Source organism: Achromobacter aegrifaciens (assembly GCF_902859965.1).
GTDB lineage: Bacteria > Pseudomonadota > Gammaproteobacteria > Burkholderiales > Burkholderiaceae_B > Achromobacter > Achromobacter aegrifaciens.
Map to the genome: position 1 here is coordinate 21,473 of NZ_CADIKO010000003.1, position 21,766 is coordinate 43,238.

Here is a 21,766-nt window from a genome sequence, read left to right on the forward strand (position 1 = left end):
GCCATGACCCGTGACATCAAGGACCTTATCGTCGCCCTCGATATCGGCACCAGCAAGGTGGTGGCTGTGGTGGCTGAAATTTTGCCTGAAGGGCGATTCGAAGTGCTGGGCCTCGGCCAGCACGAATCGCGCGGCATGCGCAAGGGCGTGGTCGTCAATATCGAGACCACTGTGAATTCCATTCAGCGCGCGCTTGAAGAAGCCGAGCTGATGGCAGATTGCAAGATTCGCGACGTCTACACCGGCATTGCCGGCAGCCATATCCGCAGCTTCAATTCCAGCGGCATGGTCGCCGTGAAGGACAAGGAAGTCACCGCCACCGACGTTGCCCGCGTCATCGAGACCGCCAAGGCGGTGAACATCCCGACCGACCAGCAGGTGCTGCACGTGCTGACGCAGGAGTTCATCGTCGACGGCCAGGAAGACATCCGCGAGCCCATCGGCATGAGCGGCCTGCGCCTGGAAGTGCGCGTGCACATCGTGACCGGCGCGGTCAGCGCCGCCCAGAACATCGTGAAGTGCGTGCGCCGCTGCGGCCTGGAAGTGCAGGACCTGATCCTGCAGCCCCTGGCCTCGAGCCTGGCCGTGCTGACCGCCGATGAAAAGGAACTCGGCGTCGTGCTGGTCGACATCGGCGGCGGCACCACCGACGTGGCCATCTTCACCGGCGGCGCGATCCGCCACACCGCCGTGCTGCCGATCGCCGGCGACCAGATCACCAACGACATCGCCGCGATGCTGCGCACGCCGACGCCCGATGCCGAGGAAATCAAGCTGCGCTACGGCGTGGCCAAGCAGGTGCTGGCCAGCCCCGACGAATCCGTGGAAGTGCCCGGCCTGGGCGACCGCGGCCCGCGCCAGGTCAAGCGCCAGGCGCTGGGCGCCGTGATCGAGCCGCGCGTCGAAGAACTGTTCACGCTGGTGCAGCAGGTCGTGCGCGACTCCGGCTACGAGGACCTGCTGGCTTCCGGCGTGGTCCTGACCGGCGGTTCGGCGCAGTTGCCCGGCATGATCGAACTGGCGGAGGACGTGTTCCTCAAGCCGGTGCGCGTGGCTGTGCCCGAATACGAAGGCAGCCTGGCCGACGTGATGCGCAATCCGCGCTTCTCGACGGTGATGGGCTTGTTGCAGGAAGCAAGAATGCAGCGCGTGCGCGGCCGCAAGGTCGCCGCCCAGACAGGCAACTTCAAGAGCCTGCTGGCGCGCATGAAGGAATGGTTCATGAACTGAGTTGTAAAGGGCAGGTTGGGGCCTGTCCTTGGTGCGGTTCGCAGCGGTATTGCGGACCGGGCCAGAAGAGGGGAGGCGCTTCAAACCCGTTGCGGGCCCGTCCGGCGACGAGTTTGAGGCGATTCACAAAACATAGGTTGGTTGGGGAATTTTTGTGATTTGCGAAATCGGACTTGTGAGGGAGTCATCATGATGAACTTTGAGATGCTTGAGAACAACACCAAAGGGACCGTTATCAAGGTCGTTGGTGTGGGCGGTGCGGGCGGCAATGCCGTGGCGCACATGATTCGCAGCGGTGTGCACGGCGTGGATTTCATCTGCGCCAACACCGATGCGCAGGCACTGGCGGCGACCAACGCCCCGGTGCAGATCCGTCTGGGCCGCACCGGCCTGGGCGCGGGCGCCAAGCCCGAGCAGGGACGCGCGTCGGCTGAGACCGCGCGCGAGGAGATCCGTGCCGCGCTGAACGGCGCGCACATGGTCTTCATCACCGCCGGCATGGGCGGTGGCACCGGCACCGGCGCAGGTCCGGTCGTGGCCGAAGTCGCCAAGGAACTGGGCATCCTGACCGTGGGCGTGGTCACCAAGCCTTTCACCTTCGAAGGCAACAAGCGCCTGAAGATGGCCGAGGACGGTATCTCGGAACTGGCCAAGCACGTGCATTCGCTCATCGTGGTGCTCAACGAGAACCTCTATGAACTGATGGACGAGGACGCGACGCAGGAAGACTGCTTCCGTTCGGCCGACGACATCCTGCACAACGCTTGCGCGGGCATCGCCGAAATCATCAACGTCGAAGGCAACGTCAACGTCGACTTCGAAGACGTCAAGACGATCATGGGCGAGCAGGGCCAGGCCATGATGGGCACGGCGTCGGCTTCGGGCGCAGACCGCGCCCGCGTGGCTGCCGAGCACGCGATTGCTTGCCCGCTGCTGGAAGGCGTGGACCTGAACGGCGCTCGCGGCGTGCTGGTCAACATCACCGCCAGCCGCTCGCTGAAGATGCGCGAAACGCGCGAAATCATGGAAACGATCCGCAGCTACGCTTCGGACGACGCGACCGTGATCTTCGGCACCGCCTATGACGAGTCCATGGGCGAAAACCTGCGCGTGACCGTGGTTGCGACCGGCCTGGGCCGTGCGCAAGCGCGTCCGCAGCTGGTGCAGAACACCGCTGAAGTGCTGCGTACCGGCACCGACAACATGCCCATGGGCGCGATGCCGGCTGGCGGTCAAGGCGATTACCGCAACCTGGACATGCCGTCTGTCATGCGCAATCCGCGCAGCCAGGCGTCGGCCCAGGTGCGTGCTCTGGAAAGCTCGGGCATGGATCATTTCGACATCCCGGCATTCCTGCGCAAGCAGGCGGATTGAACTTGAGAGCCCGTTTCGGGCTCTAAACGCACTCCCTCATCTCCGGCTTGCCTGTCCCCACAGGCAGGCCGGAGGCGGAGCGGTCCGTGTTTCCCTTGCACGGTTTCAATAAGGGACGGAGGTATCGGTCGGTCCGGACGCCAAATGGCGCCAGGGATCGGACAGAGTTACAATACGTCAGTTACGCCGGCAATCTGCTCGTCTTCTTGCCGGCTTCCTGGCTCAAAACACCCAAGTCTCATGTTCCGACAGCGCAGCATTCAAAATCTCGTCCGCACGACAGGCGTCGGCGTCCACTCTGGACGGCGGGTCGAGCTCACCTTGCGCCCGGCACAACCGAATACGGGCATCGTTTTCCACCGCGTCGACCTGCCGCAGGTCGTGGACCTGCCCGCGCAGGCCACGGGCGTGGGCGACACGCGCATGGCATCGGTGCTGCAGCAAGGCAATGTCCGCGTGTCGACGGTGGAACACCTGATGTCGGCGCTGGCCGGCTTGGGCATCGACAACCTGCATATCGACCTCACTGCCGAAGAAGTCCCCATCATGGACGGCAGTGCGGCCACGTTTGTCTACCTGCTGCGCTCGGCAGGCATCGTCGAACAGAACGCGCCCAAGCAATTCATCCGCGTCCTGAAGCCGGTGGAAGTGCGCGAAGGCGAAGGCCGCAACGAGAAGTGGGCCCGGCTGGAACCGCACGAAGGCTATGCGCTGGCGTTTTCGATTGATTTCCGCCACCCCGCCATCGACTCCACGGCCAATTTCGCCGAGATCGATTTCGCCACGCATTCGTACGTGCGTGAAATCGCCCGCGCGCGCACCTTCGGTTTCGTCAACGAAGTCGAGGCCTTGCGCTCCATGGGCCTGGCCCGCGGCGGCAGCCTGGACAACGCCATCGTCATGGACGAGTACCGCGTGCTCAACAGCGACGGTCTGCGCTACGACGACGAATTTGTAAAACACAAGATCCTGGACGCCATCGGCGACCTGTATCTGCTGGGCAAGCCCCTGGTGGCGCGCTATGTCGCGTGCAAGTCGGGCCACGGCCTGAACAACCAGCTGGCCCGCGCGCTGCTGGAGCAGCGCGATGCCTGGGAACTGATCACCTACGAATCGCAGGCGGAGGCGCCGCAGGCGTTCCGCCACGAGTGGAAGCTGGCCTGAGCGGCAAGGCCAGGCCCATCCCCAACCCCCTGACGCGGGCCCCCTGAGGGGGCGGCGCTGGCGGACCGGCAAAGCCGGCTCCGCGGCGCCCGCGCTATCATCTTGCGCGACGGGGTTCTTGCTTGATTCCTGATCGTTCGCGGTAATTCCCCGGTGCGGTTCCCGACGGATGACTGCGGTCGTCATCCCCTAGCGCTTAAGGCGCAAACCGGCGGCAAACCATAGTATCGATCCGTCCGAGAACTTGGTTTCGCTTCGTTTCCGGGGGCGCCGGATCAAGGACAACCCTGCCGGCTTCAGCTACTCTTGTGATGCTTCAAGAGCTTGGCGACCGCGTCGGCCAGAGGACCGGGCCGCAGGTTGCCGTGCAGTGTCTCGAACGCGCCCAGGGCGGTATTGCCCAGCGGTTGCGCCTCTTTGGGTGGGCGCGGCTGACGGGCGCCGGGCTTGGGCAAACCCGCTTGTACCTTGACGGCGATTTCGTTAAGGTTCCAGCCTTGGTCTGCCAGGGACCGCGCGATGCGCGGTGCCAATTGACGCATCTTGGCCGCATGCGCGGCACTCGGCACCACCAGGTGGAGGCACTGGTTTTCCAGCTTGCCCACCTGGCATACGGCGCCCAGCGGGGCGGGCAGAACCGCCGCCACCGCGTACTGAATTTGCAGGTGCTTGCGGGCGGTCGCCAGAACTCCGGCGCCCCGCATGTCATGACCCAGCCATCCCAGGGCGGTATCTTCTTTCCGCCGGCTGGAACTGGAACGTTGACGGTATGAAGTGGGTCTATTCATCCCGGCTCTAAGAATTAGGAAGCAAACCTTGAAAATCGTGATTATGCACGCCCGCGACGGGCAGGACGGGCATTTCACCCTGGGCGGCGCGCGCCTCGCGCTGTTTCTGGGGGGCGCCTTGATCACGGCCGCCATCTTTGGCGCCGCATTACAACGATACCTTACTCCGATCCTGCCGGCCGTACATGCCGTGGGCTGGCCCCTGGCGGGCCAACCCGGGCGCGATGCCGATTTCCTGCGCGGGAACATGAATCTGCTGGCCGCCAAGGTCGGTGCGTTGCAGGCCAAGCTGGTGAGCATCGACGGCTTGGGCCAGCGCGTGGCCAAGGTGGCCGGCGTGGCCTATACCGACCCCGAATTGGCCAAGCAGCTGGCCGTGGCGCAACCCGAGGCGCTGACCCAGCCCGAAGCCACCCAGGTCATGGACGATCTGTTCACCGACCACCCGCCGCCCAGCGCGGCCTCGGCCGAGGCGCTGGGCCGCCAGCTCGACGAGATCCAGGCCAGGCTGGCCCAGCAGTCCGACAATCTGAAACTGCTGGACGCGGCGCTGACCAAGCGGTCGGCGGACCAGGCGCGCATGCCGACCGCGATGCCGATCACCGATTATCCCTACCTCAGTTCGTCGTATGGCTGGCGCCGCAACCCCGTGACCGGCCGCAGCGCCATGCACGAAGGCCTGGATTTCGCCGCGCCTCCGGGTACGCCCATCCTGGCGGCCTCGGGTGGCGTGGTGCTGGAGTCCAAGTTCCAGCCGGGCTACGGCAACATGGTCGAGATCGATCATGGCGACGGCCTGATCACCCGCTACGCCCACGCTTCCTCCCTGATGGTGAAGCAGGGGCAGCTCGTCGAACGCGGCCAGCAAGTGGCCCGCGTGGGCAGCTCCGGCCGTTCCACGGGGCCGCATTTGCACTTCGAAGTCCGTCTGGCGGGGCAGCCGCTGGACCCGCGCCTGTTCCTGGGGCCGCACCAGACCGCACCGCCTTCCACGGTGGCTCACGCCGCCCAGTGAACCTGGGCGGGCCCGCGCCGGTCAAACCGGCCGGCAGCGCTACCCTGGCCATAGGTTCAGGCTATTGCGCTCCATGTGCGTTAAACTGGTTCGTTTTCCAGCGGACCCCCGCTCAACCAATAACATCAAGTCACGGGTGACGCTGCTCCGGCCTTTCGTGGGCGCGGCGTGGCTCGTGCGGCCGACATACGCATGGTTTCTCTGCTCAAAAAACTCATAGGCAGCCGCAACGACCGGCTGCTTAAGCAGTATCGCAAGCTGGTAACCCAGATCAATGGGCTCGAACCCAAGATCTCCGCGCTTTCCGACGCGGAGCTGGCGGCCAAAACCGAGGAATTCCGGTCCCGTCACGCCCAGGGTACGTCCCTGGACGATCTGCTGCCCGAAGCCTTCGCGGTTGTCCGCGAAGCCGGCAAGCGGGTGTTCGGCATGCGCCACTTCGACGTGCAGATGCTGGGCGGCATCGCCCTGCACAGCGGCAAGATCGCCGAAATGCGCACGGGCGAAGGCAAGACCCTGATGGCAACGCTGCCGGTCTACCTGAACGCGATCGCCGGCAAGGGCGTGCACGTGGTCACGGTGAACGACTACCTGGCGCGCCGCGACGCCGAATGGATGGGGCGCCTGTACCACTTCCTGGGCCTGAGCACGGGCGTGGTGGTGCCGCAGCAGCCCAACGAGGAAAAGAAGGCGGCCTACCAGGCCGACATCACCTACGGCACCAATAACGAGTTCGGCTTCGACTACCTGCGCGACAACATGGAATACCGTGTTGAAGACCGTCGCCAGCGCGGCCTGTTCTACGCCATCGTCGACGAAGTGGACTCGATCCTGATCGACGAAGCCCGTACCCCGCTGATCATCTCCGGCCAGGCCGAAGACCATACCGAACTCTACGTCCGCATGAACGCGGTGCCGCCGCTGCTCAAGCGCATGGCGCATGAGCCGAAGCCGCAGGAGCCGGAACCCGAAGGCGACTACTGGGTCGACGAAAAGAGCCAGCAGGTCTACCTGTCCGAAGCCGGGCACGAAAACGCCGAAGGCATCCTGTCGCGCCTGGGCATCCTGCCGGAAGGCGAATCGCTGTACGACCCGCGCCATATCGCGCTGATGCACCACCTGATGGTGGCGCTGCGCGCCAACACGCTGTTCTTCCGCGACCAGCAGTACGTGGTGCAGGACGGCGAAGTGGTCATCGTCGACGAATTCACCGGCCGCCTGATGGTGGGCCGCCGCTGGTCCGACGGCCTGCACCAGGCGGTCGAGGCCAAGGAAGGCGTGAAGATCCAGCACGAGAACCAGACGCTGGCGTCGATCACGTTCCAGAATTACTTCCGCATGTACGAAAAGCTGTCCGGCATGACCGGCACGGCCGACACGGAAGCCTACGAATTCCAGGAAATCTACGGGCTTGAAACGGTCATCATCCCGACCAACAAGCCCATGGTCCGCAAGGACCAGAACGACCAGGTCTTCAAGACCGACGGCGAAAAGTACAACGCCATCCTCGAAGACATCCGCGACTGCCACGAACGCGGCCAGCCGGTGCTGGTGGGTACCACCAGCATCGAGAACTCCGAGCTGCTGTCGGGCCTGCTGAAGAAAGCCAAGCTGCCGCACGAAGTGCTGAACGCCAAGCAGCACGCCCGTGAAGCCGAGATCGTCGCCGAGGCCGGCAAGCCTGGCCACATCACCATCGCCACCAACATGGCGGGCCGCGGCACCGACATCGTGCTGGGCGGCAGCGTCGACAAGCAGGTCGACCTGATCCGCGCCGACGAATCGCTGTCCGATGCCGAGAAGAGCGCCCGCATCGAAAAGGTGCGCGCCGAATGGAAGCCGCTGAACGAGCAGGTCAAGGCCGCCGGCGGCCTGCGCATCATCGGCACCGAACGCCACGAATCGCGCCGTATCGACAACCAGTTGCGCGGCCGTGCGGGCCGCCAGGGCGATCCGGGCTCGTCGCGCTTCTACCTGTCGCTGGAAGACTCGCTGATGCGCATCTTCGCGGGCGACCGCGTGCGCGCCATCATGGAACGCCTGAAGCTGCCCGAGGGCGAACCCATCGAGGCCGGCATGGTGACGCGTTCGATCGAGACTGCGCAACGCAAGGTGGAAGGCCGCAACTTCGACATCCGCAAGCAATTGCTGGAATACGACGACGTCGCCAACGACCAGCGCAAGGTGCTGTATTCGCAGCGCAATGACGTGCTGGAAGCCGCCAGCGTGGGCGCCACCGTGCAGAACCTGCGCGACGCCGCCGTGACCGAGATGTTCAACACCTACGTGCCGCCGGAATCGGTGGAAGAACAGTGGGATGTGCCGGCGCTGCAGAAGGCGCTGGAGGCTGACTGGCATGTGCAGCTGCCGCTGACGGAAATGCTGGAAAAGGAAACCAACCTGACCGACGACGACCTGCGCGAACGCGTGGTGAGCGCCGCGCGCGAGGCCTATCAGGCCAAGGTCGACCAGGTGGGCACGGAATCGTGGTCGCAGTTCGAGCGTTCGATCATGCTGCAGGCGATCGACACGCACTGGCGCGAACACCTGTCGGCGCTGGACTACCTGCGCCAGGGCATCCATCTGCGCGGTTATGCGCAGAAGAACCCCAAGCAGGAATACAAGCGCGAAGCCTTCGAGCTGTTCTCGGGCATGCTGGATCGCATCCGCGACGACGTGGTCCGGGTGCTGATGACGGTGCGCGTGCAGTCGCAGGAGCAGGTCGAACAGGCCGAAGCCGAAGCGGCGCAGCCGCACGTGCAGAACGTGCAATACCACCATTCCGACTACGACGAAGCGCTGGCCCAGTCTGAACCGGAAAGCGGTGCGCAGCCCGTGCGCAATGCCTTGCCCAAGGTCGGCCGCAACGACCCGTGCCCTTGCGGCAGCGGCAAGAAGTACAAGCAGTGCCACGGCAAGCTCGTCTGATCCAGGAGCCATGATGCTGCATTCCGTCGGCCGCACTGAATTCGACCATGCCGTGGTCATGGTGCGCGACCGGCTGGATGCGCTGGCCCCGCATTTCGAGCGCCAGGGTTTTCACCTGAGCGACAAGGCGGTGCACAACCTGGGGTCGTGCAACCGCCTGATCGTGCTGGAAGGCACGTACGTCGAATTGCTGGGCTGGCCGCCCGGCGCGCCGCCGGAGCGCAAGGAAATCGCTGATTCCCCGTTCGGGCTGGAGGCGCTGGTGTTCCGCACCCATGACGCCGAAGCCACCCGCGAGCGCCTGCTGGCGGCAGGTTTTGCCGTCAATCCCGTCCAGGAACTGAGCCGTCCCGCCATGCTGGACGGCCAGGAAGTCCAGGCCCGTTTCCACACCGTGCGTTTCGCCGAGCAGCCCTTGCCCGGCATCCGCATGTATTTCTGTCGCCATCTGACGCCCGAATGCGTGTGGTCGCCCGAACTCATGGCGCATCCCAACGGCGCGCGCAGCTTGCTGCGCATCGATGCCCGCGCGCCCGATGCGCGCGCGGTCGCCGAGCGCCTGGCGCTGGTGGCCGGCGTGCAGGCCGAAGCCGCCAGCGGTGGCTGGGATGTGCCGCTGGCCAACCTGCGCATCCATGTGAGCCAGGATGCCGCAGCGGCGGGGCCTACGCTGTCGACGCTGACTCTGGAAAACAAGGACGGCGCGCATTACACGCTGGATACCGGCCTGTAAGCGCCAGGCGGCAGATGCCGCTGACAAGGACAAAATCGCCCGCAACGTCCGCGTTGCGGGCTTTTTTTTGTCCCGAAAGGCATGGTGAACGCGGCTGGCAAGAGCCCGCTTCCGGGGAAACCCGGGGTTGTTGGGTAAAGTGTATGCACTTTAGTATGCAGTTCATTCCCGACGATCCAACCGACCAGGTGATCCGGCATGACGCAACCCTCAGTCGCAATCCGGCCTGCAGCGCGCACCAAGGAAGCGCAGGCCGAGCTGTATGGCGCGGTCAAGGCGATGGCCGTGCGCTTCGAATTCAAGCCAGGTGAGCGCATCAACGAGGTCGAGCTGGCCCGCAGGCTGAACGTCAGCCGCACGCCGCTGCGCGAGGTGCTGAACCAGCTGATGGTCGAAGGTTTCCTGACCCGCTCGGTCAACCGGGGCTTCATCGCCCGCCTGCTCGACGCCAAGCAGATCCACAGCCTTTACGAATACCGCGCAGTGTTGGAGGCGGGCATCGTGCGCGCGGCCTGCGAGCGCGCCACCGACCAGGAGCTGGCAAGCCTGCGGGAATTCGTCGAGCGTTCGCGCGACGTGCCCGAGGACAGCGACGCCACCCGCCTGCTGGAACTCGATGAGGCCTTTCACCTGACGCTGGCGCGCTATTCGCGCAACGAGGAGTTCGTGCGCGCGCTGGAAAGCGTCAACGCCCGCATCCATTTCGTGCGCTGGATCGACATGCTGCAAGGGCGCCGCAGTCATACCCAGGGCGAGCATCTGCGCATCGTCGAGGCGCTGGAGCGGCGTGACATCGACGCTTTGCCGGCACTGATGAGCGCGCATATCGGCCGCCGCCTGGACCAGATCACCGACGTCATACGTACGGGTTTTTCCACGATTTACATGCGGGACCAGGCCGAACCCGCCACGGCAGCGCCGGCCAACACCATACAAGCAGGGGAAAAGCTATGAATCACGGGATCAAGCGCGGACTGGCTGCGCTATGCATGCTGTCCGCCACGGCGGGAGCCTTCGTTGCCGCGCCGGCCGCCGCCGAAGAACGGCCGCTGGTGCTGGTTGTGCCGTATCCGCCCGGAGGCAGCACCGACATCCTGGCGCGCATCCTGCAGCCGCGCCTGTCTCAGCAATTGGGCGGCCGCGCGGTCGTGGTCGAGAACCGGCCGGGGGCGGCCAGCCAGATCGCCACGGCTTTTGTGGCGCGCGCTGAACCCGACGGCAACACGCTGCTGGTCAGCTTCGACAACCACGGCATCAACCCCGCCGTGAAACCCAAGCTGCCCTACGACACGTTCAAGGACTTCGTCGCCATTTCGCAGACGGTGCGTTTCCCGCTGGTGCTGGGCGCCAATCCCAGCGTGCCGGGGGACAACCTGAAGGAGTTCCTGGCCGCGGCCGCCAAGCAGCCGCCCAACAAGTTCAACTACGCGTCCACGGGCGTGGGTTCGCTGAACCATCTGGCGCCCGAAGAGCTCAAGCGCCTGTCGAAGGTGGAGTTGCTGCACGTGCCGTACGGCGGCGGCGGACCGGCCATCCAGGCGGTGGTGGGAGGCCAGGCCAGCATGACCTGGCTGAGCTTCGCGGCGCTGCGCGGCCAGATCCAGGCCGGCAAGATCAAGCCGCTGGCGGTGGCGGGCGACAAGCGCCTGCCGGATCTGCCCAACGTGCCGACCGTGGCGGAATCCGGCTTCCCCGGCTTTGTCGCCTATTCCTGGAGCGGCATGTTCGCGCCCAAGGGCACGCCGGAAGCGACCGTCAAAAAGCTGACGGCCGACTTCAAGGCCGTACTGGCCGACCCGGAAATCCGCAAGAAAGTGACCGACGCGGGCTTTGAGATCGTGGCCTCCGACGGCCCGGCGCTGGATGCCTACGTGAAGTCGGAATACGACCGGTGGAGCGCCTTCATCAAGAGCAGCAACATCAATCTGGACAACTGAACGGCTCGCGGCCTGGCGCTGAGGCGCCCGGCCGCGACGCGTGCAACACAAGTGGAGATGACATGGAAAACATGACCGGCGCCGAAGCCATGGTGCGCATGCTGCAGCACAACGGCGTCAAGCACATATTCGGCCTGTGCGGCGACACCAGCCTGCCGTTCTACGACGCGCTGTACCGTCTGGACCACGGCATGCAGCACATCCTGACGCGCGACGAGCGCAGCGCCGGCTACATGGCGGATGCCTATGCCCGCGTGACCGGCAAGGTCGGCGTGTGCGAAGGCCCCAGCGGCGGCGGCGCGACCTATCTGCTGCCCGGGCTGGTGGAGGCCAACGAATCGTCCATTCCGGTCCTTGGCATCACCTCGGACGTGGCGGTGGGCTCGCGCGGCAAGTACCCGCTGACCGAGCTGGACCAGGAAGCCTTGTACCGTCCACTGACCAAGTGGAACCGTACCATCGACCGCGCGGACCAGATTCCCGGCATGGTGCGCGCGGCCTTCCGCGCCATGACCACCGGCAAGCCTGGCGCGGCCCATCTGTGCTTTCCGTACGACGTGATGAAGCAGCAGGTGGACGCGTCCGATGTCTGGGCCCAGCCCGAGCACGGGCGTTTCCCGTCCATGCGCTACGCGCCGGATCCCCTGGACGTCGCGCGCGCCGCGCAGCGGCTGGTCAGCGCGCGGGCGCCGGTGATCATCTGCGGCGGCGGCGTGGTCATCGCCGGCGCCAGCGGCGCCTTGCAGGAGCTGGCTGAATCGCTCAAGGCCGCGGTCTGCGTGACCGTGAGCGGGCAGGGTAGCCTGGCCGACACCCATCCCCTGAATGCGGGCGTGGTCGGCTCCAACGGCGGCGTGATGGCGACGCGCGACGTGGTGGCCGCGGCCGACGTAGTGCTATTCGTCGGCTGCCGCGCGGGCTCCACCTCGACCGAGCACTGGCGCTTCCCCAACCGCGACGTGCCCATCCTGCACATCGACATCGATCCCATGGTGATCGGCGCCAATTACCTGACCGAGGTCGGCATGGTGGGCGACGCCAAGCTGGCGCTGGAAGCCCTGGGCGTGGAGGTGGCGGCGCGCCTGGCGCACCGTCCGTCCGACGCCGCCGACGGCGCGGTGCTGGCCGGCCGCGCCAAGGAGGCGCGCCGTGCGCAGCTGGAGCCGCTGGCCCACAGTCTGGACGCGCCCATCCGCCCCGAGCGCGTGGTGCAGTCCTTGAACCGCCTGCTGCCCGACGACGCGGTGGTCTGCGCCGACCCCGGCACGCCTTGCCCGTATTTTTCCGCCTATTACGACGTGTCGCGCCCCGGCCGGCACTTCATCACCAACCGCGCCCACGGTGCGCTGGGCTTCTCCATGTCGGCCGCCCTGGGCGCCTGGGTGGGCCGGCCGCAGTCCAAATGCGTGTCGGTGATGGGCGACGGCAGCTTCGGCTTCACGGTGGGCGAACTGGAAACCATCGTGCGGCACAAGGCGCCGCTGCTGATGGTGGTGTTCTCGAACTCCGTCTATGGCTGGATCAAGGCCAGCCAGAAGGCGGGCTACGACAAGCGCTACTACAGCGTGGACTTCAACCGCACCGACCATGCCCGCATCGCCGAGGCTTATGGCGTGAAGGCCTGGCGAGTCGAGGATCCGTCCAAGCTGGATGCCGCCATCAAGGCTGCGATGGAGCATGACGGCCCGGCGCTGATCGACGTGGTGGCGCAGCCCTTGCAGGACGCGGCCGCGCCGGTCAGCCAGTGGATGGGTTGACGCTGTCGACCAGGTGGTTGACACCGGTGCAGAGGTCGTCCCGGGCCACGCCGTAGATGTGCAGCGATACGGCGATGTCCGGGCCGGCATTGCCCAGACGGTGGATCTGGCGCAGGCCTTGCGTCGCGGTGACGATGTCGCCAGGGCGGCGGATCACCGTGCCGCAGGCCTGGGCGATGGCGGATTCCTGATCCCAGCGGTAGTGGGTTTCGGTGAGTTCGCCCTGTAGCACCTGGTAGGTGCACCAGGTCTTGTGGCCATGCACCGGGCTGAACTGTCCCGGACGCCAGATAAGGTAGGCCATCGTAAAGGCGCCATGCGGGTCGGCGTAGGCGATATGGCGGCTGTAGGACTCGGCCCGTCCACCGCGGAGTTCCGCAGGCAGGTTCTGCAGCATGTCGCCGGCGTTGGCGACGCTGGCGGCCAGGTCGCGCAGCAGGGCGCGCGCGGCGTTCAATTGGGCGGACTGCACCGATGCGCAGAGCGATTGCAGGTCGCCGCCGGCGAGTTGGATGGAAGACATGGCAGGCCTCCGGGCAGAGCTTCCATGGTAGGAGCTTGCGCTGGAATGCCTTTGCCAAATTCGGCGCGCCAGGGCCGCAGATTGGAAAAAAATTCCATTCCGCCCGGCAGCTGCGCGCTCCTATACTGGTCCGCGTTGGCGCAAAGCTGCGCCGGGCAGCGCAATGACAGGGGAGTCAGGCATGGATCTGGGGATCAGCGGCAAGACGGCACTGGTATTCGGCGGCAGCCGCGGCATGGGCCGGGCCTGCGCCCTGCAACTGGCGCGCGAGGGCGTGGCGGTGACGATCGCCGCACGTAACCCGGCCACGCTGGAGCAGGCCGCGGCCGAGATATCGCATGAGACCGGGATAGGAGTCGGCTGGGTGTCGGCCGACCTGACGCAGGCGCAAGGGCGGGATGCGGCCATGGCCGCCTGTCCCCATCCGGACATCCTGGTCAACAATGCGGACGGCCCGCTGCCGGGCGATTTCCGCAACTGGAGCCACGACGACTGGATCGCCGCGCTGGACAGCATGATGCTGGGGCCCATCGACATGATCCGGCGGGTCGTGGACGGGATGATCGAACGGCGCTTCGGGCGCATCGTGAACATCGTCTCGCGCAGCGTGAAGGCGCCGCACGCCGAGCTGGGCCTGTCCAACGGCGCGCGTTCGGGCCTGATCGGCTTCGTCAGCGGTCTGGCGCGGCAGACCGTGCGCCACAACGTCACCATCAACAACCTGCTGCCTGGCGCCTTCGCCACGGATGCGCAGGTCAGGCACATACAAGGCATGCTGGAGCAATCCGGCGGGAAGAGCTTCGAACAGCTCTGGGACGAGCGCGGACGCGCCAACCCGGCTGGCCGCTATGGCCAGCCCGAGGAGCTGGGCGCCCTGTGCGCCTATGTCTGTTCCGCGCAGGCCGGCTACATGACCGCCCAGAACATCCTGATCGACGGCGGCGGCTACCCCGGGACCTACTGAAGTCCGGCGCCCCGGGAGGGCGCAGGCTGGACGCGGGCAGGCGGAACAGGCAACATTGGGGCCGATCCAGCCAAGGAAACCCATGGACCAGACGGACATCAAGATACTGGCCTTGCTGCAGAAGGACGCCACCTGTTCGGTCGCCGAGATTGCCGAGCAGGTGCATCTGTCCGTCACCCCTTGCTGGCGCCGCATCCAGAAGCTGAAGGATGACGGCGTCATCGCCCGCAACGCCATCTTGCTGGATCCCTGCGCGCTGGGCCTGAACCTGACGGTCTTCGTCTCCATCAAGACCAGCCAGCACAACGAGAAATGGACGCAGAGCCTGATCAATGCCGTGATGGCCTTGCCCAACGTGGTGGAGTTCCACCGCATGGCGGGCGACGTCGATTACCTGCTCAAAGTCGTGGTCGAGGACATGGCGGCCTATGACCGCTTCTACCGGCGTCTGATCGCCGCCGTGGACCTGCTGGACGTCAGCGCCAGCTTCTCGATGGAAGTCATCAAAAGCACCACGGAATTGCCGCTGGACGCGGTGTAGGCGGCCGCGCGCAATTTTTTTTCCATGGCAGGGGGCGGCGGGGATGCAAATTCCATTCGGCCTGCCGGCCGGCCCCCATCACGCAATTCTTTTGCGCGGGCTACGGCGTAGGATATTCCCCACTCCCATCATGGGACAAATCGGGATATCAGAGGACCCTATGTCGTTGGCAGTACCCGCCGGCTGCGCCGGTACGGAAAATTCGCGGCGCGCGCTTTCGGTGGATGACCTGCTGGGCGGCTGGAACGGCGTCGACGACCTGTGGGTGTTCGCCTACGGCTCCCTGATATGGCATCCCGGTTTCACCTGGCGCGAACGGCGGCTGGCGACTGTGCGCGGCTACCACCGGTCCCTGTGCCTGTGGTCGCACGACCATCGCGGCTCGCCCGACAATCCTGGCCTGGTGTTTGGCCTGGACCGCGGCGGCTGCTGCCGCGGCGTCGCCTTCCAGATTGCCGCCTGCGACGTGCCTGCGGTGTTCCAGGCGCTGTGGCGCCGGGAAATGGTCACTGGCGCCTACACGCCGCGCTGGCTCACCTGCCATACCGAAGCCGCGCCGGTGCGCGGGCTGGTGTTCCTGCTGAACCGGGCCTGCCAGGAATACGCGGCCGGCCTGAGCGACGACCGTCTGCTGGCGTCGGTGCGCAATGCCGTGGGGCATTCGGGGCCGTGCCTGGACTATGTCGTGGAAACCGAGAGAGCCCTGCGCGCGCATGGCATCGACGATTGGCGCCTGGGCGATCTGGTGCGCAGGCTGGGGCAGGTCTTCTGAGGCCTGGGGTGCGTCAGAAGTGCCAGCGGCCGAACATGAACAGCACGTTGCCCGCGCCAGCTGACCCCGGGATGTAGGTCGCGTAGAGCATCGTGTCCTTATAGCTGGCGCTCACCAGCGGCAGGATGCCGGGAAACGGCACATAGCTCATGATGTCGTGGCGCGCCGTCAGGAAGACGGTGTAGCCCGCGCCCAGACGGACGTTTTCACTGACGCGTCCGATCTTCAGGAAGCCGTAGCCCGCGATGGGCTCGATCTTGCTGTGCGAATCCAGGAAGGCCATGGCGTACAGGCCTTGCCAGTCGCCATCTTCGTCGTAGATGCTGCGGCCGTAGCCGCCGCCCCAGGCCAGTTCGTTGAAGCTGTCGATCTTCTCTTTGCTGTAGGTGGCCCGGTTGTGCCAGGAATAACCGGTGAAGTACAGGTCATTGCCGCCTTCGGTCCAGATCTGGTCCAGGCGGTTGCAGGCGGACTTGGCCCATGAGGGCATGCTGTCACAGGCTTGGGCGGTGGCGGCGAAGGTGGCGAGCAGCAGGCAAAGGATTGCCGCCCGGAATCTTGCGGTCATTGTGGGCGCTGAAAAGGGGGAGATGACAATCCCATTACTGTAATGGAACAGTCGTCTTTCACCCTGTCAGCTAGCTGTCAAGCGGGCGTCGCCAGAGGGAAGCGGATTTTTCCTGCTGTTGTATGCGAACTACAGCAGGAAAATCGTGGCCAGGCCCAGAAAGATGAAGAAGCCCAGCGAATCGGTGGCGAAGGTCAGGAGCACGGAAGAACCCATCGCAGGATCCTTGCCGAAGCGGGCGCGCACCATCGGCACCAGCACGCCGACCGACGCGCCGACCAGCATGTTGCAGACCATGGCGGCCATCATCACCAGCGCGATCGACACCGAGTGCGAGATGACCCAGGCGAACAGGGCCGCCACCAGGCTGCCGCACAGACCCACCATCAGGGTGACGAAGAGTTCGCGCTTGACCAGCTGCCACAGGTTGCGGCCCGTGATGCGCCCCATGGCCAGGGCCCGGATGATCAGAGTCATGGTCTGGTTGCCAGAGTTGCCGCCGATGCCGGCCACGATGGACATCAGGAACGCCAAAATGACGATCTGGCTGACCGTGCCTTCGAACTGGGAGGCCACGAAGGATGCCGTGGCGGCGGTACAGAGGTTGAACAGCAGCCAGGGGGCGCGGTTGCGCAGGGCGGTGGACACCGGCGCGAAGATATCCTCTTCCTGCAGACCGGCGCGCGACAGCGCCTGCTCCTGCGAGTCTTCGCGCATCACGTCCACCACGTCGGCGATGGTCACGCGGCCGATCAGGCGGCCCTGGTCGTCCATGACGGGCGCGGAGACCAGGTCGTAGCGTTCGAAGGCGCCGGCGGCGTCAGCATCGGAGTCCAGGGGGTTGAGCGTCAGGAAGTCCGAGTTCATGACGGCGCGCACTTCGGTTTCGGGCTCGCTGACCAGCAGCTTGGACAGCGGCAGGATGCCCTGCAGCTTGTCCTGGCGGTCCACCACGAAGATCTGGTCGGTGTGGTCGGGCAGTTCGTGCAGCCGGCGCAGGTAGCGCAGCACCACTTCCAGCGTGACGTCCTCGCGCACCCGGACCATCTCGAAGTCCATGATCGCGCCCACGCTGTCTTCCGGATAGCCCATGGCTTCCAGCAACTGTGCGCGTTCCTCTTCGGTCAGGCCCTTCTGGACTTCGGCCACCACGTCGGGCGGCAGGTCGGGCGCCAGGTCGGCCAGCTCGTCGGCGTCCATGTTGCCGGTGGCGGCAACCAGGTCCTGGCGGTCCATCGCCTCGATCAGCGATTCCCGCACCCAGTCTTCGACTTCCAGCAGCACGTCCGCGTCGTGCTCGGGGCTGACCAGCTTCCAGATGGCTTGCCGTTCGTCCTTGGGCAGCGACTCCAGGATGAAAGCGATGTCGGCCGGATGCAATCCGTCCAGCAGGGTCTTGAGTTCGGCCTCGTGCTGGCGGTGCACCAGGTCCTCGACCAGCGAGGCCTTGGAGTCGCCTTCCTCCTGGCGATGCACCAGGTCGGCAACCAGTTGCTGGCGGCGCAGGCGTTCCTGCACTTCCGCCAGGGCGTGTTGGGCGTCTTCCGGGTCGAGGCGGCGGGGCGTCGCGGGCGGTTTCTGCGCGGCGGCGGACTGCGTCATGCGTTACGGCTCAAAGAGTGGGGAGGGGACGGCGGCGGCGGGCTTCGTCGGTGGCGACGTAGGTCAGCGTGGCCTCGGTGACCTTGACGATCTCGGCGTCCAGCCGCTGGCGCTCCGCGTAGACCTCGACGGACACCGTGACCGACGTCGTGCCGGTCTTGATGATGGCTGCGTAGAAACTGAGCAGGTCGCCCACGAACACCGGTTCTTTGAACTGGAAGGCATTGACCGCCACGGTGGCCACGCGTCCGGCGGCGCGGCGCGCGGCGGGAATGGATCCGGCGATGTCGACCTGGGACATGATCCAGCCGCCAAAGACGTCCCCGTGGATATTCGCGTCCGCCGGCATCGGCATGACGCGCAATACCGCGTCGCGATCGGCGGGCAAAGTCGTAAACGGGGTTTTGGTGCTGGAGGTCATGCGGCCGACTCCACTGCTAGGGAACCAGCCGATTATGCAGGAAAAACGAGACAGCGGCGTGCATGCGCAAAGCCCGCCGCTGCCTTGGGCGCGGCGGGCCGGGGATCAGGCTGCCAGCTTGACGATGCCGTAGCCGCCGACCAGCAGCCAGAGGTACAGGATCAGGCCCAGCGCCATCACCCGGGGACCGGCCTTGCGGATCTGGGCGAAGCGGGTTTCGATGCCCAGGGCGGTCATGGCCATGGTCAGGGCGAAGACGTCCAGGCGGCGGATGGCGGCGACGGCATCGGCGGGGATGATGTTCAGCGAATTGATGATGGCCAGCACCAGGAATCCCACCGCGAACCAGGGAATGGGCAGCTTGGCGCCTTTGCCCTGGCCGCCGGCATGCGAGGCCGCGCTGCGCAGATACATGCCCAGGATCAGCAGGACCGGCACCAGCAGGGCCACGCGGGTCATCTTCACGATGGTGGCGACTTCGGTGGTGGCGGGATCGACATTGCTGGCTGCGCCGACGACCTGGGCCACTTCATGGATGGTGCCGCCGATATAGATGCCCAGGGCCTGGGTGTCGAGGTTCAGCCAGCCCGCGTGATAGAGCACCGGGTACAGGAACATGGACAAGGTGCCGAACAGCACTACGGTCGCCACGGCCACCGCGCTCTTGTGCGGCGCGGCCCGCAGCGTGGGCTCGAAGGCCAGCACGGCGGCGGCGCCGCAGATGGCACTGCCAGCGGCGGTGAGCATGGCGGTGTCGCGGTCCAGGCCCAGCAGGCGCTGGCCCACCACGGTGCCCAGCAGCAGGGTGCCCACCACGACCGCCACCGAAACCGCCAGCCCGGGCAGGCCCACGGCGGCGATCTGCTGGATGCTGATGTTCAGGCCGTAGAAGGCCACGGCGATGCGCAGCAGGCGCCGCGCGGTGAAGTTCACGCCCGCGCCCCAGTCGGCGGGCATGGTGCCGCGCAGGAAGTTGCCGTAGAGCATGCCGCAGACGATGCCCACGACCAGCGGCGAGAAACCCAACTGGCGGATCGCGGGCAGGTCCGCCAGCTGCATCACCGCGGCGGCCATCAGGCCGACGAACAGTACGCCGTTGAGTTTGTCCCGCCACGGCGTAGCGGCGGGAGTGGCGGCGGGCGAAGCCGGGGTGGCGGGCAGGGGGACGGCGGTGCTGGAAGAGGTACTCATGGCTGGCCTTTTGGCGGAGGCATATCTAAATAACTTCACGAAATATTAATTTCCCGCCTACTATTTGAAAAATCTTTATTTCAGATATGTAATATCAGGAATTCTGATAATTTAGCGACCATGACTCCTGACCAGCTGCTTACCTTCGCCGCCGTGGCCGACGCCGGCAATATCAGCCGCGCAGCGCAGTTGCTGAACCTGTCCCAGCCTGCCGTTTCCGGCCAGCTACGGATGCTGCAGGAATGGTTCGGCGAACCCCTGTACCGCCGCAGCGGGCACGGTATCGCGCTGACCGAAGCCGGCGAGCGCCTGGCCGAGCAGGCGCGCCAGCTGCGCCAGGTGTACCGGCAGGCCCAGGCGGTGCGCGAATCCTGGCGCGGGCTGGAAACCGGCGATCTGCGCCTGGGCGCCAGCACCACCCCCGCCAGCTACCTGCTGCCCAGCCTGGTGGCGGATTTCCGCCTGGCCTTCCCGGCGGTCAGCCTGCATCTGTCGGACGGCAACACGCGCGAAATCGTCGAGCGCCTGCCGGCCCTGGACCTGGCGTTCATCGAGGGCGACGTGCCCGCAGGACTGCCCGCCGACACGGCCGTGCATGCCTGGCGGCAGGACGAAGTGGTGGCGGTGGTGCGTGCGGACCACGCGCTGGCCAGCAAGGGGGCGGTCACGCTGCGCGATCTGGCGGCTTCAGCGCTGGTCATGCGCGAGCCCGGTTCGGGCGTGCGCCGGCTGGTGGAGCGTGCGTTTGCGGATGCGGGCCTGGCGCCGTCCGTGGGGCTGGAGCTGGCCGGCGTGGAGGGCGTGAAGCAGGCAGTGCGTGCCGGGCTGGGCGTGGGCTTCGTGTCCGTCATGTCGATGCGCCATGAGGATGGCGCGCTGGCGGCCTTGCGCCTGTTGCCCAAGCCGCTGACGCGGACCCTGAGCATCCTGGTGCCGCACGCGGACGCGGCCGCCCGCGCCGCCGAACGCTTCCTGGCGATGTGCCTGGCGGTCGGGGCGGCGGACGGCGTTTGAGGGTCAGGCCTTGGCCAGGCGCTTGAGCGCCAGCTGGACCCAGTATGTGCCGCCCAGCGGCAGCAGTTCGTCGTTGAAGTCGTAGCTGCCGTTGTGCAGCATGCAGGGGCCCAGGCCGTGGCCGCTGTCGCGATGTTCGCCGGTGCCGTTGCCGATCCACACATAACAGCCCGGCAGTTCCTGCAGCATGAAGGCGAAGTCTTCCGCGCCCATGGTGGGCTGCACGTGATCGTTGACGTTGGCCTCGCCCACGATGTCGCGCAGCACGTCGGCGCAGAACGCGGCTTCCTCGGCGTGGTTGATGGTCGGCGGATAGTTGCGCTGGAACGTGAACTGCACTTCGCAGTCCATCGCTGCGCAGGTGTGGCGCGCGATCTCTTCCATACGGCGTTCGATCAGGTCCAGCACATCCAGCGTGAAGGTGCGCACCGTGCCGCGCAATTCGGCGTGGTTGGGCACGACGTTGTCGGCGCTGCCGGCGTGGATCTGCGTGATGCTGAGCACTGCCGCGTCCAGCGGATTGCGGTTGCGCGTGATGATGGTCTGCAGCGATTGCGCCAGCTGCACGGCCGCCATGACGGGATCGATGCCCAGGTTGGGCATGCCGGCGTGGGTACCCTTGCCCTTCACGATGATGGAGAACTCGTTGCTGGAAGCCATGATGGGGCCGGCGGTCAGGCCGAACTGGCCGGCTTTCATGCCGGGCCAGTTGTGCATGCCGAATACCGCTTCCATGGGGAAGCGCTTGAACAGGCCGTCGTCGATCATGCGCTTGGCGCCGCCGCCGCCTTCTTCCGCGGGCTGGAAGATCACGTAGACCGTGCCGGCGAAATCGCGGTGCTGCGACAGATATTGCGCAGCGGCCAGCAGCATGGCCGTGTGGCCGTCGTGGCCGCAGGCGTGCATCTTGCCGGCGTTAGTGCTGGCATGCTCGAAGGTATTGGCTTCTTGCATGGGCAGCGCGTCCATGTCGGCGCGCAGGCCCACGGCGCGGTCGCCCGGCAGATTGCCGCGGATGATGCCGACCACGCCGGTGCCGCCCAGGCCGCGGTCGATTTCGATGCCCCATTCTTCAAGCTTCGCCGCCACCACGTCGGCGGTGCGGAACTCCTCGAACGCCAGTTCGGGATGCGCGTGGATGTCGCGTCGGATCTTGGAAATGTCGTGATGCCACGCGACGATGGGTTCGAGCAGTTTCATGGGGCTCTCGGGCGAAAAAAGGGAACGCAACAAGGGTATCATCA

20 protein-coding genes are annotated in these 21,766 nt (G+C 65.9%); 13 read left to right on the forward strand and 7 right to left on the reverse strand.

Translation table 11 applies throughout. The features are described from left to right. Positions 1-3: 3 nt before the first annotated feature. The 3 genes from ftsA (at position 4) to lpxC (ending at position 3,768) form a co-directional block, all read left to right on the forward strand. Positions 4-1,230, forward strand: a complete 1,227-nt coding sequence (gene ftsA / locus HV793_RS19125; RefSeq protein ID WP_006217473.1) for a cell division protein FtsA — start codon at positions 4-6, stop codon at positions 1,228-1,230. Between the two features lie 189 nt (positions 1,231-1,419). Further along, complete coding sequence (gene ftsZ / locus HV793_RS19130; RefSeq protein ID WP_054457598.1) at positions 1,420-2,604, forward strand: cell division protein FtsZ; 1,185 nt, start codon at positions 1,420-1,422, stop codon at positions 2,602-2,604. Between the two features lie 240 nt (positions 2,605-2,844). Next, positions 2,845-3,768 (forward strand): UDP-3-O-acyl-N-acetylglucosamine deacetylase, encoded by a 924-nt coding sequence (lpxC, locus tag HV793_RS19135; protein ID WP_008160097.1) that lies wholly within the window; start codon positions 2,845-2,847, stop codon positions 3,766-3,768. Between the two features lie 296 nt (positions 3,769-4,064). Here lpxC and HV793_RS19140 read toward each other — a convergent pair whose 3' ends face one another. Then, the gene (locus HV793_RS19140) at positions 4,065-4,472 is read right to left on the reverse strand and encodes a DciA family protein (RefSeq protein WP_082401228.1); all 408 of its coding nucleotides are present in this window, start codon (positions 4,470-4,472) and stop codon (positions 4,065-4,067) included. A gap of 127 nt (positions 4,473-4,599) precedes the next feature. On the opposite strand from HV793_RS19140, the gene HV793_RS19145 reads away from it, so the two are divergent. The 6 genes from HV793_RS19145 (at position 4,600) to HV793_RS19170 (ending at position 12,926) form a co-directional block, all read left to right on the forward strand. Then, positions 4,600-5,571 (forward strand): M23 family metallopeptidase, encoded by a 972-nt coding sequence (locus tag HV793_RS19145; protein ID WP_054457596.1) that lies wholly within the window; start codon positions 4,600-4,602, stop codon positions 5,569-5,571. A gap of 192 nt (positions 5,572-5,763) precedes the next feature. After that, complete coding sequence (gene secA, locus HV793_RS19150) at positions 5,764-8,499, forward strand: preprotein translocase subunit SecA (protein WP_175182178.1); 2,736 nt, start codon at positions 5,764-5,766, stop codon at positions 8,497-8,499. Positions 8,500-8,512: 13 nt separating this feature from the next. Then, the gene (locus tag HV793_RS19155; protein WP_175182184.1) at positions 8,513-9,232 is read left to right on the forward strand and encodes a VOC family protein; all 720 of its coding nucleotides are present in this window, start codon (positions 8,513-8,515) and stop codon (positions 9,230-9,232) included. Positions 9,233-9,430: 198 nt separating this feature from the next. Then, a complete protein-coding gene (locus HV793_RS19160) occupies positions 9,431-10,186 on the forward strand; it encodes a GntR family transcriptional regulator (protein WP_054457593.1) in 756 nt (251 codons plus the stop codon). Further along, positions 10,183-11,169 carry a tripartite tricarboxylate transporter substrate binding protein gene (locus HV793_RS19165; protein ID WP_175163960.1) on the forward strand — a complete coding sequence of 329 codons (987 nt, stop codon included), beginning with the start codon at positions 10,183-10,185 and terminating at the stop codon, positions 11,167-11,169. The genes HV793_RS19160 and HV793_RS19165 overlap by 4 nt, the downstream gene beginning before the upstream one ends. A 62-nt stretch (positions 11,170-11,231) precedes the next feature. Beyond that, entirely contained in the window at positions 11,232-12,926 is a 1,695-nt protein-coding gene (locus HV793_RS19170; RefSeq protein ID WP_082401227.1) for a thiamine pyrophosphate-binding protein, read from the forward strand. On the opposite strand, the gene HV793_RS19175 is transcribed toward HV793_RS19170, so the two are convergent. Then, positions 12,907-13,449 carry a cysteine dioxygenase family protein gene (locus HV793_RS19175; RefSeq protein ID WP_175164475.1) on the reverse strand — a complete coding sequence of 181 codons (543 nt, stop codon included), beginning with the start codon at positions 13,447-13,449 and terminating at the stop codon, positions 12,907-12,909. The genes HV793_RS19170 and HV793_RS19175 overlap by 20 nt on opposite strands. A 181-nt stretch (positions 13,450-13,630) precedes the next feature. Between HV793_RS19175 and HV793_RS19180 the strand changes: the two genes are divergently transcribed. The 3 genes from HV793_RS19180 (at position 13,631) to HV793_RS19190 (ending at position 15,726) form a co-directional block, all read left to right on the forward strand. Further along, positions 13,631-14,413: an SDR family oxidoreductase gene (locus HV793_RS19180; RefSeq protein WP_119449375.1), complete on the forward strand. Its 783-nt coding sequence runs from the start codon at positions 13,631-13,633 to the stop codon at positions 14,411-14,413. Between the two features lie 82 nt (positions 14,414-14,495). Further along, complete coding sequence (locus HV793_RS19185) at positions 14,496-14,954, forward strand: Lrp/AsnC family transcriptional regulator (protein ID WP_042796425.1); 459 nt, start codon at positions 14,496-14,498, stop codon at positions 14,952-14,954. A gap of 160 nt (positions 14,955-15,114) precedes the next feature. Beyond that, positions 15,115-15,726, forward strand: a complete 612-nt coding sequence (locus tag HV793_RS19190) for a gamma-glutamylcyclotransferase (RefSeq protein ID WP_054457588.1) — start codon at positions 15,115-15,117, stop codon at positions 15,724-15,726. A gap of 13 nt (positions 15,727-15,739) precedes the next feature. Here HV793_RS19190 and pagP read toward each other — a convergent pair whose 3' ends face one another. The 4 genes from pagP to HV793_RS19210 form a co-directional block, all read right to left on the reverse strand. Further along, positions 15,740-16,294, reverse strand: a complete 555-nt coding sequence (pagP, locus tag HV793_RS19195; protein WP_054457587.1) for a lipid IV(A) palmitoyltransferase PagP — start codon at positions 16,292-16,294, stop codon at positions 15,740-15,742. Positions 16,295-16,423: 129 nt separating this feature from the next. Beyond that, on the reverse strand, positions 16,424-17,896 hold the full coding sequence (gene mgtE / locus HV793_RS19200) for a magnesium transporter (protein ID WP_054457586.1): 1,473 nt from the start codon (positions 17,894-17,896) through the stop codon (positions 16,424-16,426). A 10-nt stretch (positions 17,897-17,906) separates the two neighbouring features. Continuing rightward, positions 17,907-18,317, reverse strand: coding sequence for an acyl-CoA thioesterase (locus tag HV793_RS19205; protein WP_054457585.1), 411 nt, complete (start codon positions 18,315-18,317; stop codon positions 17,907-17,909). Between the two features lie 105 nt (positions 18,318-18,422). Next, positions 18,423-19,508: a YeiH family protein gene (locus tag HV793_RS19210; protein WP_054457584.1), complete on the reverse strand. Its 1,086-nt coding sequence runs from the start codon at positions 19,506-19,508 to the stop codon at positions 18,423-18,425. A 120-nt stretch (positions 19,509-19,628) separates the two neighbouring features. On the opposite strand from HV793_RS19210, the gene HV793_RS19215 reads away from it, so the two are divergent. Continuing rightward, on the forward strand, positions 19,629-20,522 hold the full coding sequence (locus HV793_RS19215) for a LysR family transcriptional regulator (protein ID WP_175213787.1): 894 nt from the start codon (positions 19,629-19,631) through the stop codon (positions 20,520-20,522). 3 nt (positions 20,523-20,525) lie between these two features. Here the strand turns inward: HV793_RS19215 and HV793_RS19220 are convergent, their stop codons facing one another. After that, positions 20,526-21,722 (reverse strand): M20 aminoacylase family protein, encoded by a 1,197-nt coding sequence (locus HV793_RS19220; RefSeq protein WP_119451413.1) that lies wholly within the window; start codon positions 21,720-21,722, stop codon positions 20,526-20,528. Between the last annotated feature and the right edge of the window lie 44 nt (positions 21,723-21,766).

Bases quoted from the DNA above. Each gene is read 5' to 3' on its own strand.
- ftsA (WP_006217473.1), top strand. From the start codon at position 4: ATGACCCGTGACATCAAGGACCTTATCGTCGCCCTCGATATCGGCACC.
- ftsZ (WP_054457598.1), top strand. From the start codon at position 1,420: ATGATGAACTTTGAGATGCTTGAGAACAACACCAAAGGGACCGTTATC.
- lpxC (WP_008160097.1), top strand. From the start codon at position 2,845: ATGTTCCGACAGCGCAGCATTCAAAATCTCGTCCGCACGACAGGCGTC.
- HV793_RS19140 (WP_082401228.1), bottom strand. From the start codon at position 4,472: ATGCGGGGCGCCGGAGTTCTGGCGACCGCCCGCAAGCACCTGCAAATT.
- HV793_RS19145 (WP_054457596.1), top strand. From the start codon at position 4,600: ATGCACGCCCGCGACGGGCAGGACGGGCATTTCACCCTGGGCGGCGCG.
- secA (WP_175182178.1), top strand. From the start codon at position 5,764: ATGGTTTCTCTGCTCAAAAAACTCATAGGCAGCCGCAACGACCGGCTG.
- HV793_RS19155 (WP_175182184.1), top strand. From the start codon at position 8,513: ATGCTGCATTCCGTCGGCCGCACTGAATTCGACCATGCCGTGGTCATG.
- HV793_RS19160 (WP_054457593.1), top strand. From the start codon at position 9,431: ATGACGCAACCCTCAGTCGCAATCCGGCCTGCAGCGCGCACCAAGGAA.
- HV793_RS19165 (WP_175163960.1), top strand. From the start codon at position 10,183: ATGAATCACGGGATCAAGCGCGGACTGGCTGCGCTATGCATGCTGTCC.
- HV793_RS19170 (WP_082401227.1), top strand. From the start codon at position 11,232: ATGGAAAACATGACCGGCGCCGAAGCCATGGTGCGCATGCTGCAGCAC.
- HV793_RS19175 (WP_175164475.1), bottom strand. From the start codon at position 13,449: ATGTCTTCCATCCAACTCGCCGGCGGCGACCTGCAATCGCTCTGCGCA.
- HV793_RS19180 (WP_119449375.1), top strand. From the start codon at position 13,631: ATGGATCTGGGGATCAGCGGCAAGACGGCACTGGTATTCGGCGGCAGC.
- HV793_RS19185 (WP_042796425.1), top strand. From the start codon at position 14,496: ATGGACCAGACGGACATCAAGATACTGGCCTTGCTGCAGAAGGACGCC.
- HV793_RS19190 (WP_054457588.1), top strand. From the start codon at position 15,115: ATGTCGTTGGCAGTACCCGCCGGCTGCGCCGGTACGGAAAATTCGCGG.
- pagP (WP_054457587.1), bottom strand. From the start codon at position 16,294: ATGACCGCAAGATTCCGGGCGGCAATCCTTTGCCTGCTGCTCGCCACC.
- mgtE (WP_054457586.1), bottom strand. From the start codon at position 17,896: ATGACGCAGTCCGCCGCCGCGCAGAAACCGCCCGCGACGCCCCGCCGC.
- HV793_RS19205 (WP_054457585.1), bottom strand. From the start codon at position 18,317: ATGACCTCCAGCACCAAAACCCCGTTTACGACTTTGCCCGCCGATCGC.
- HV793_RS19210 (WP_054457584.1), bottom strand. From the start codon at position 19,508: ATGAGTACCTCTTCCAGCACCGCCGTCCCCCTGCCCGCCACCCCGGCT.
- HV793_RS19215 (WP_175213787.1), top strand. From the start codon at position 19,629: ATGACTCCTGACCAGCTGCTTACCTTCGCCGCCGTGGCCGACGCCGGC.
- HV793_RS19220 (WP_119451413.1), bottom strand. From the start codon at position 21,722: ATGAAACTGCTCGAACCCATCGTCGCGTGGCATCACGACATTTCCAAG.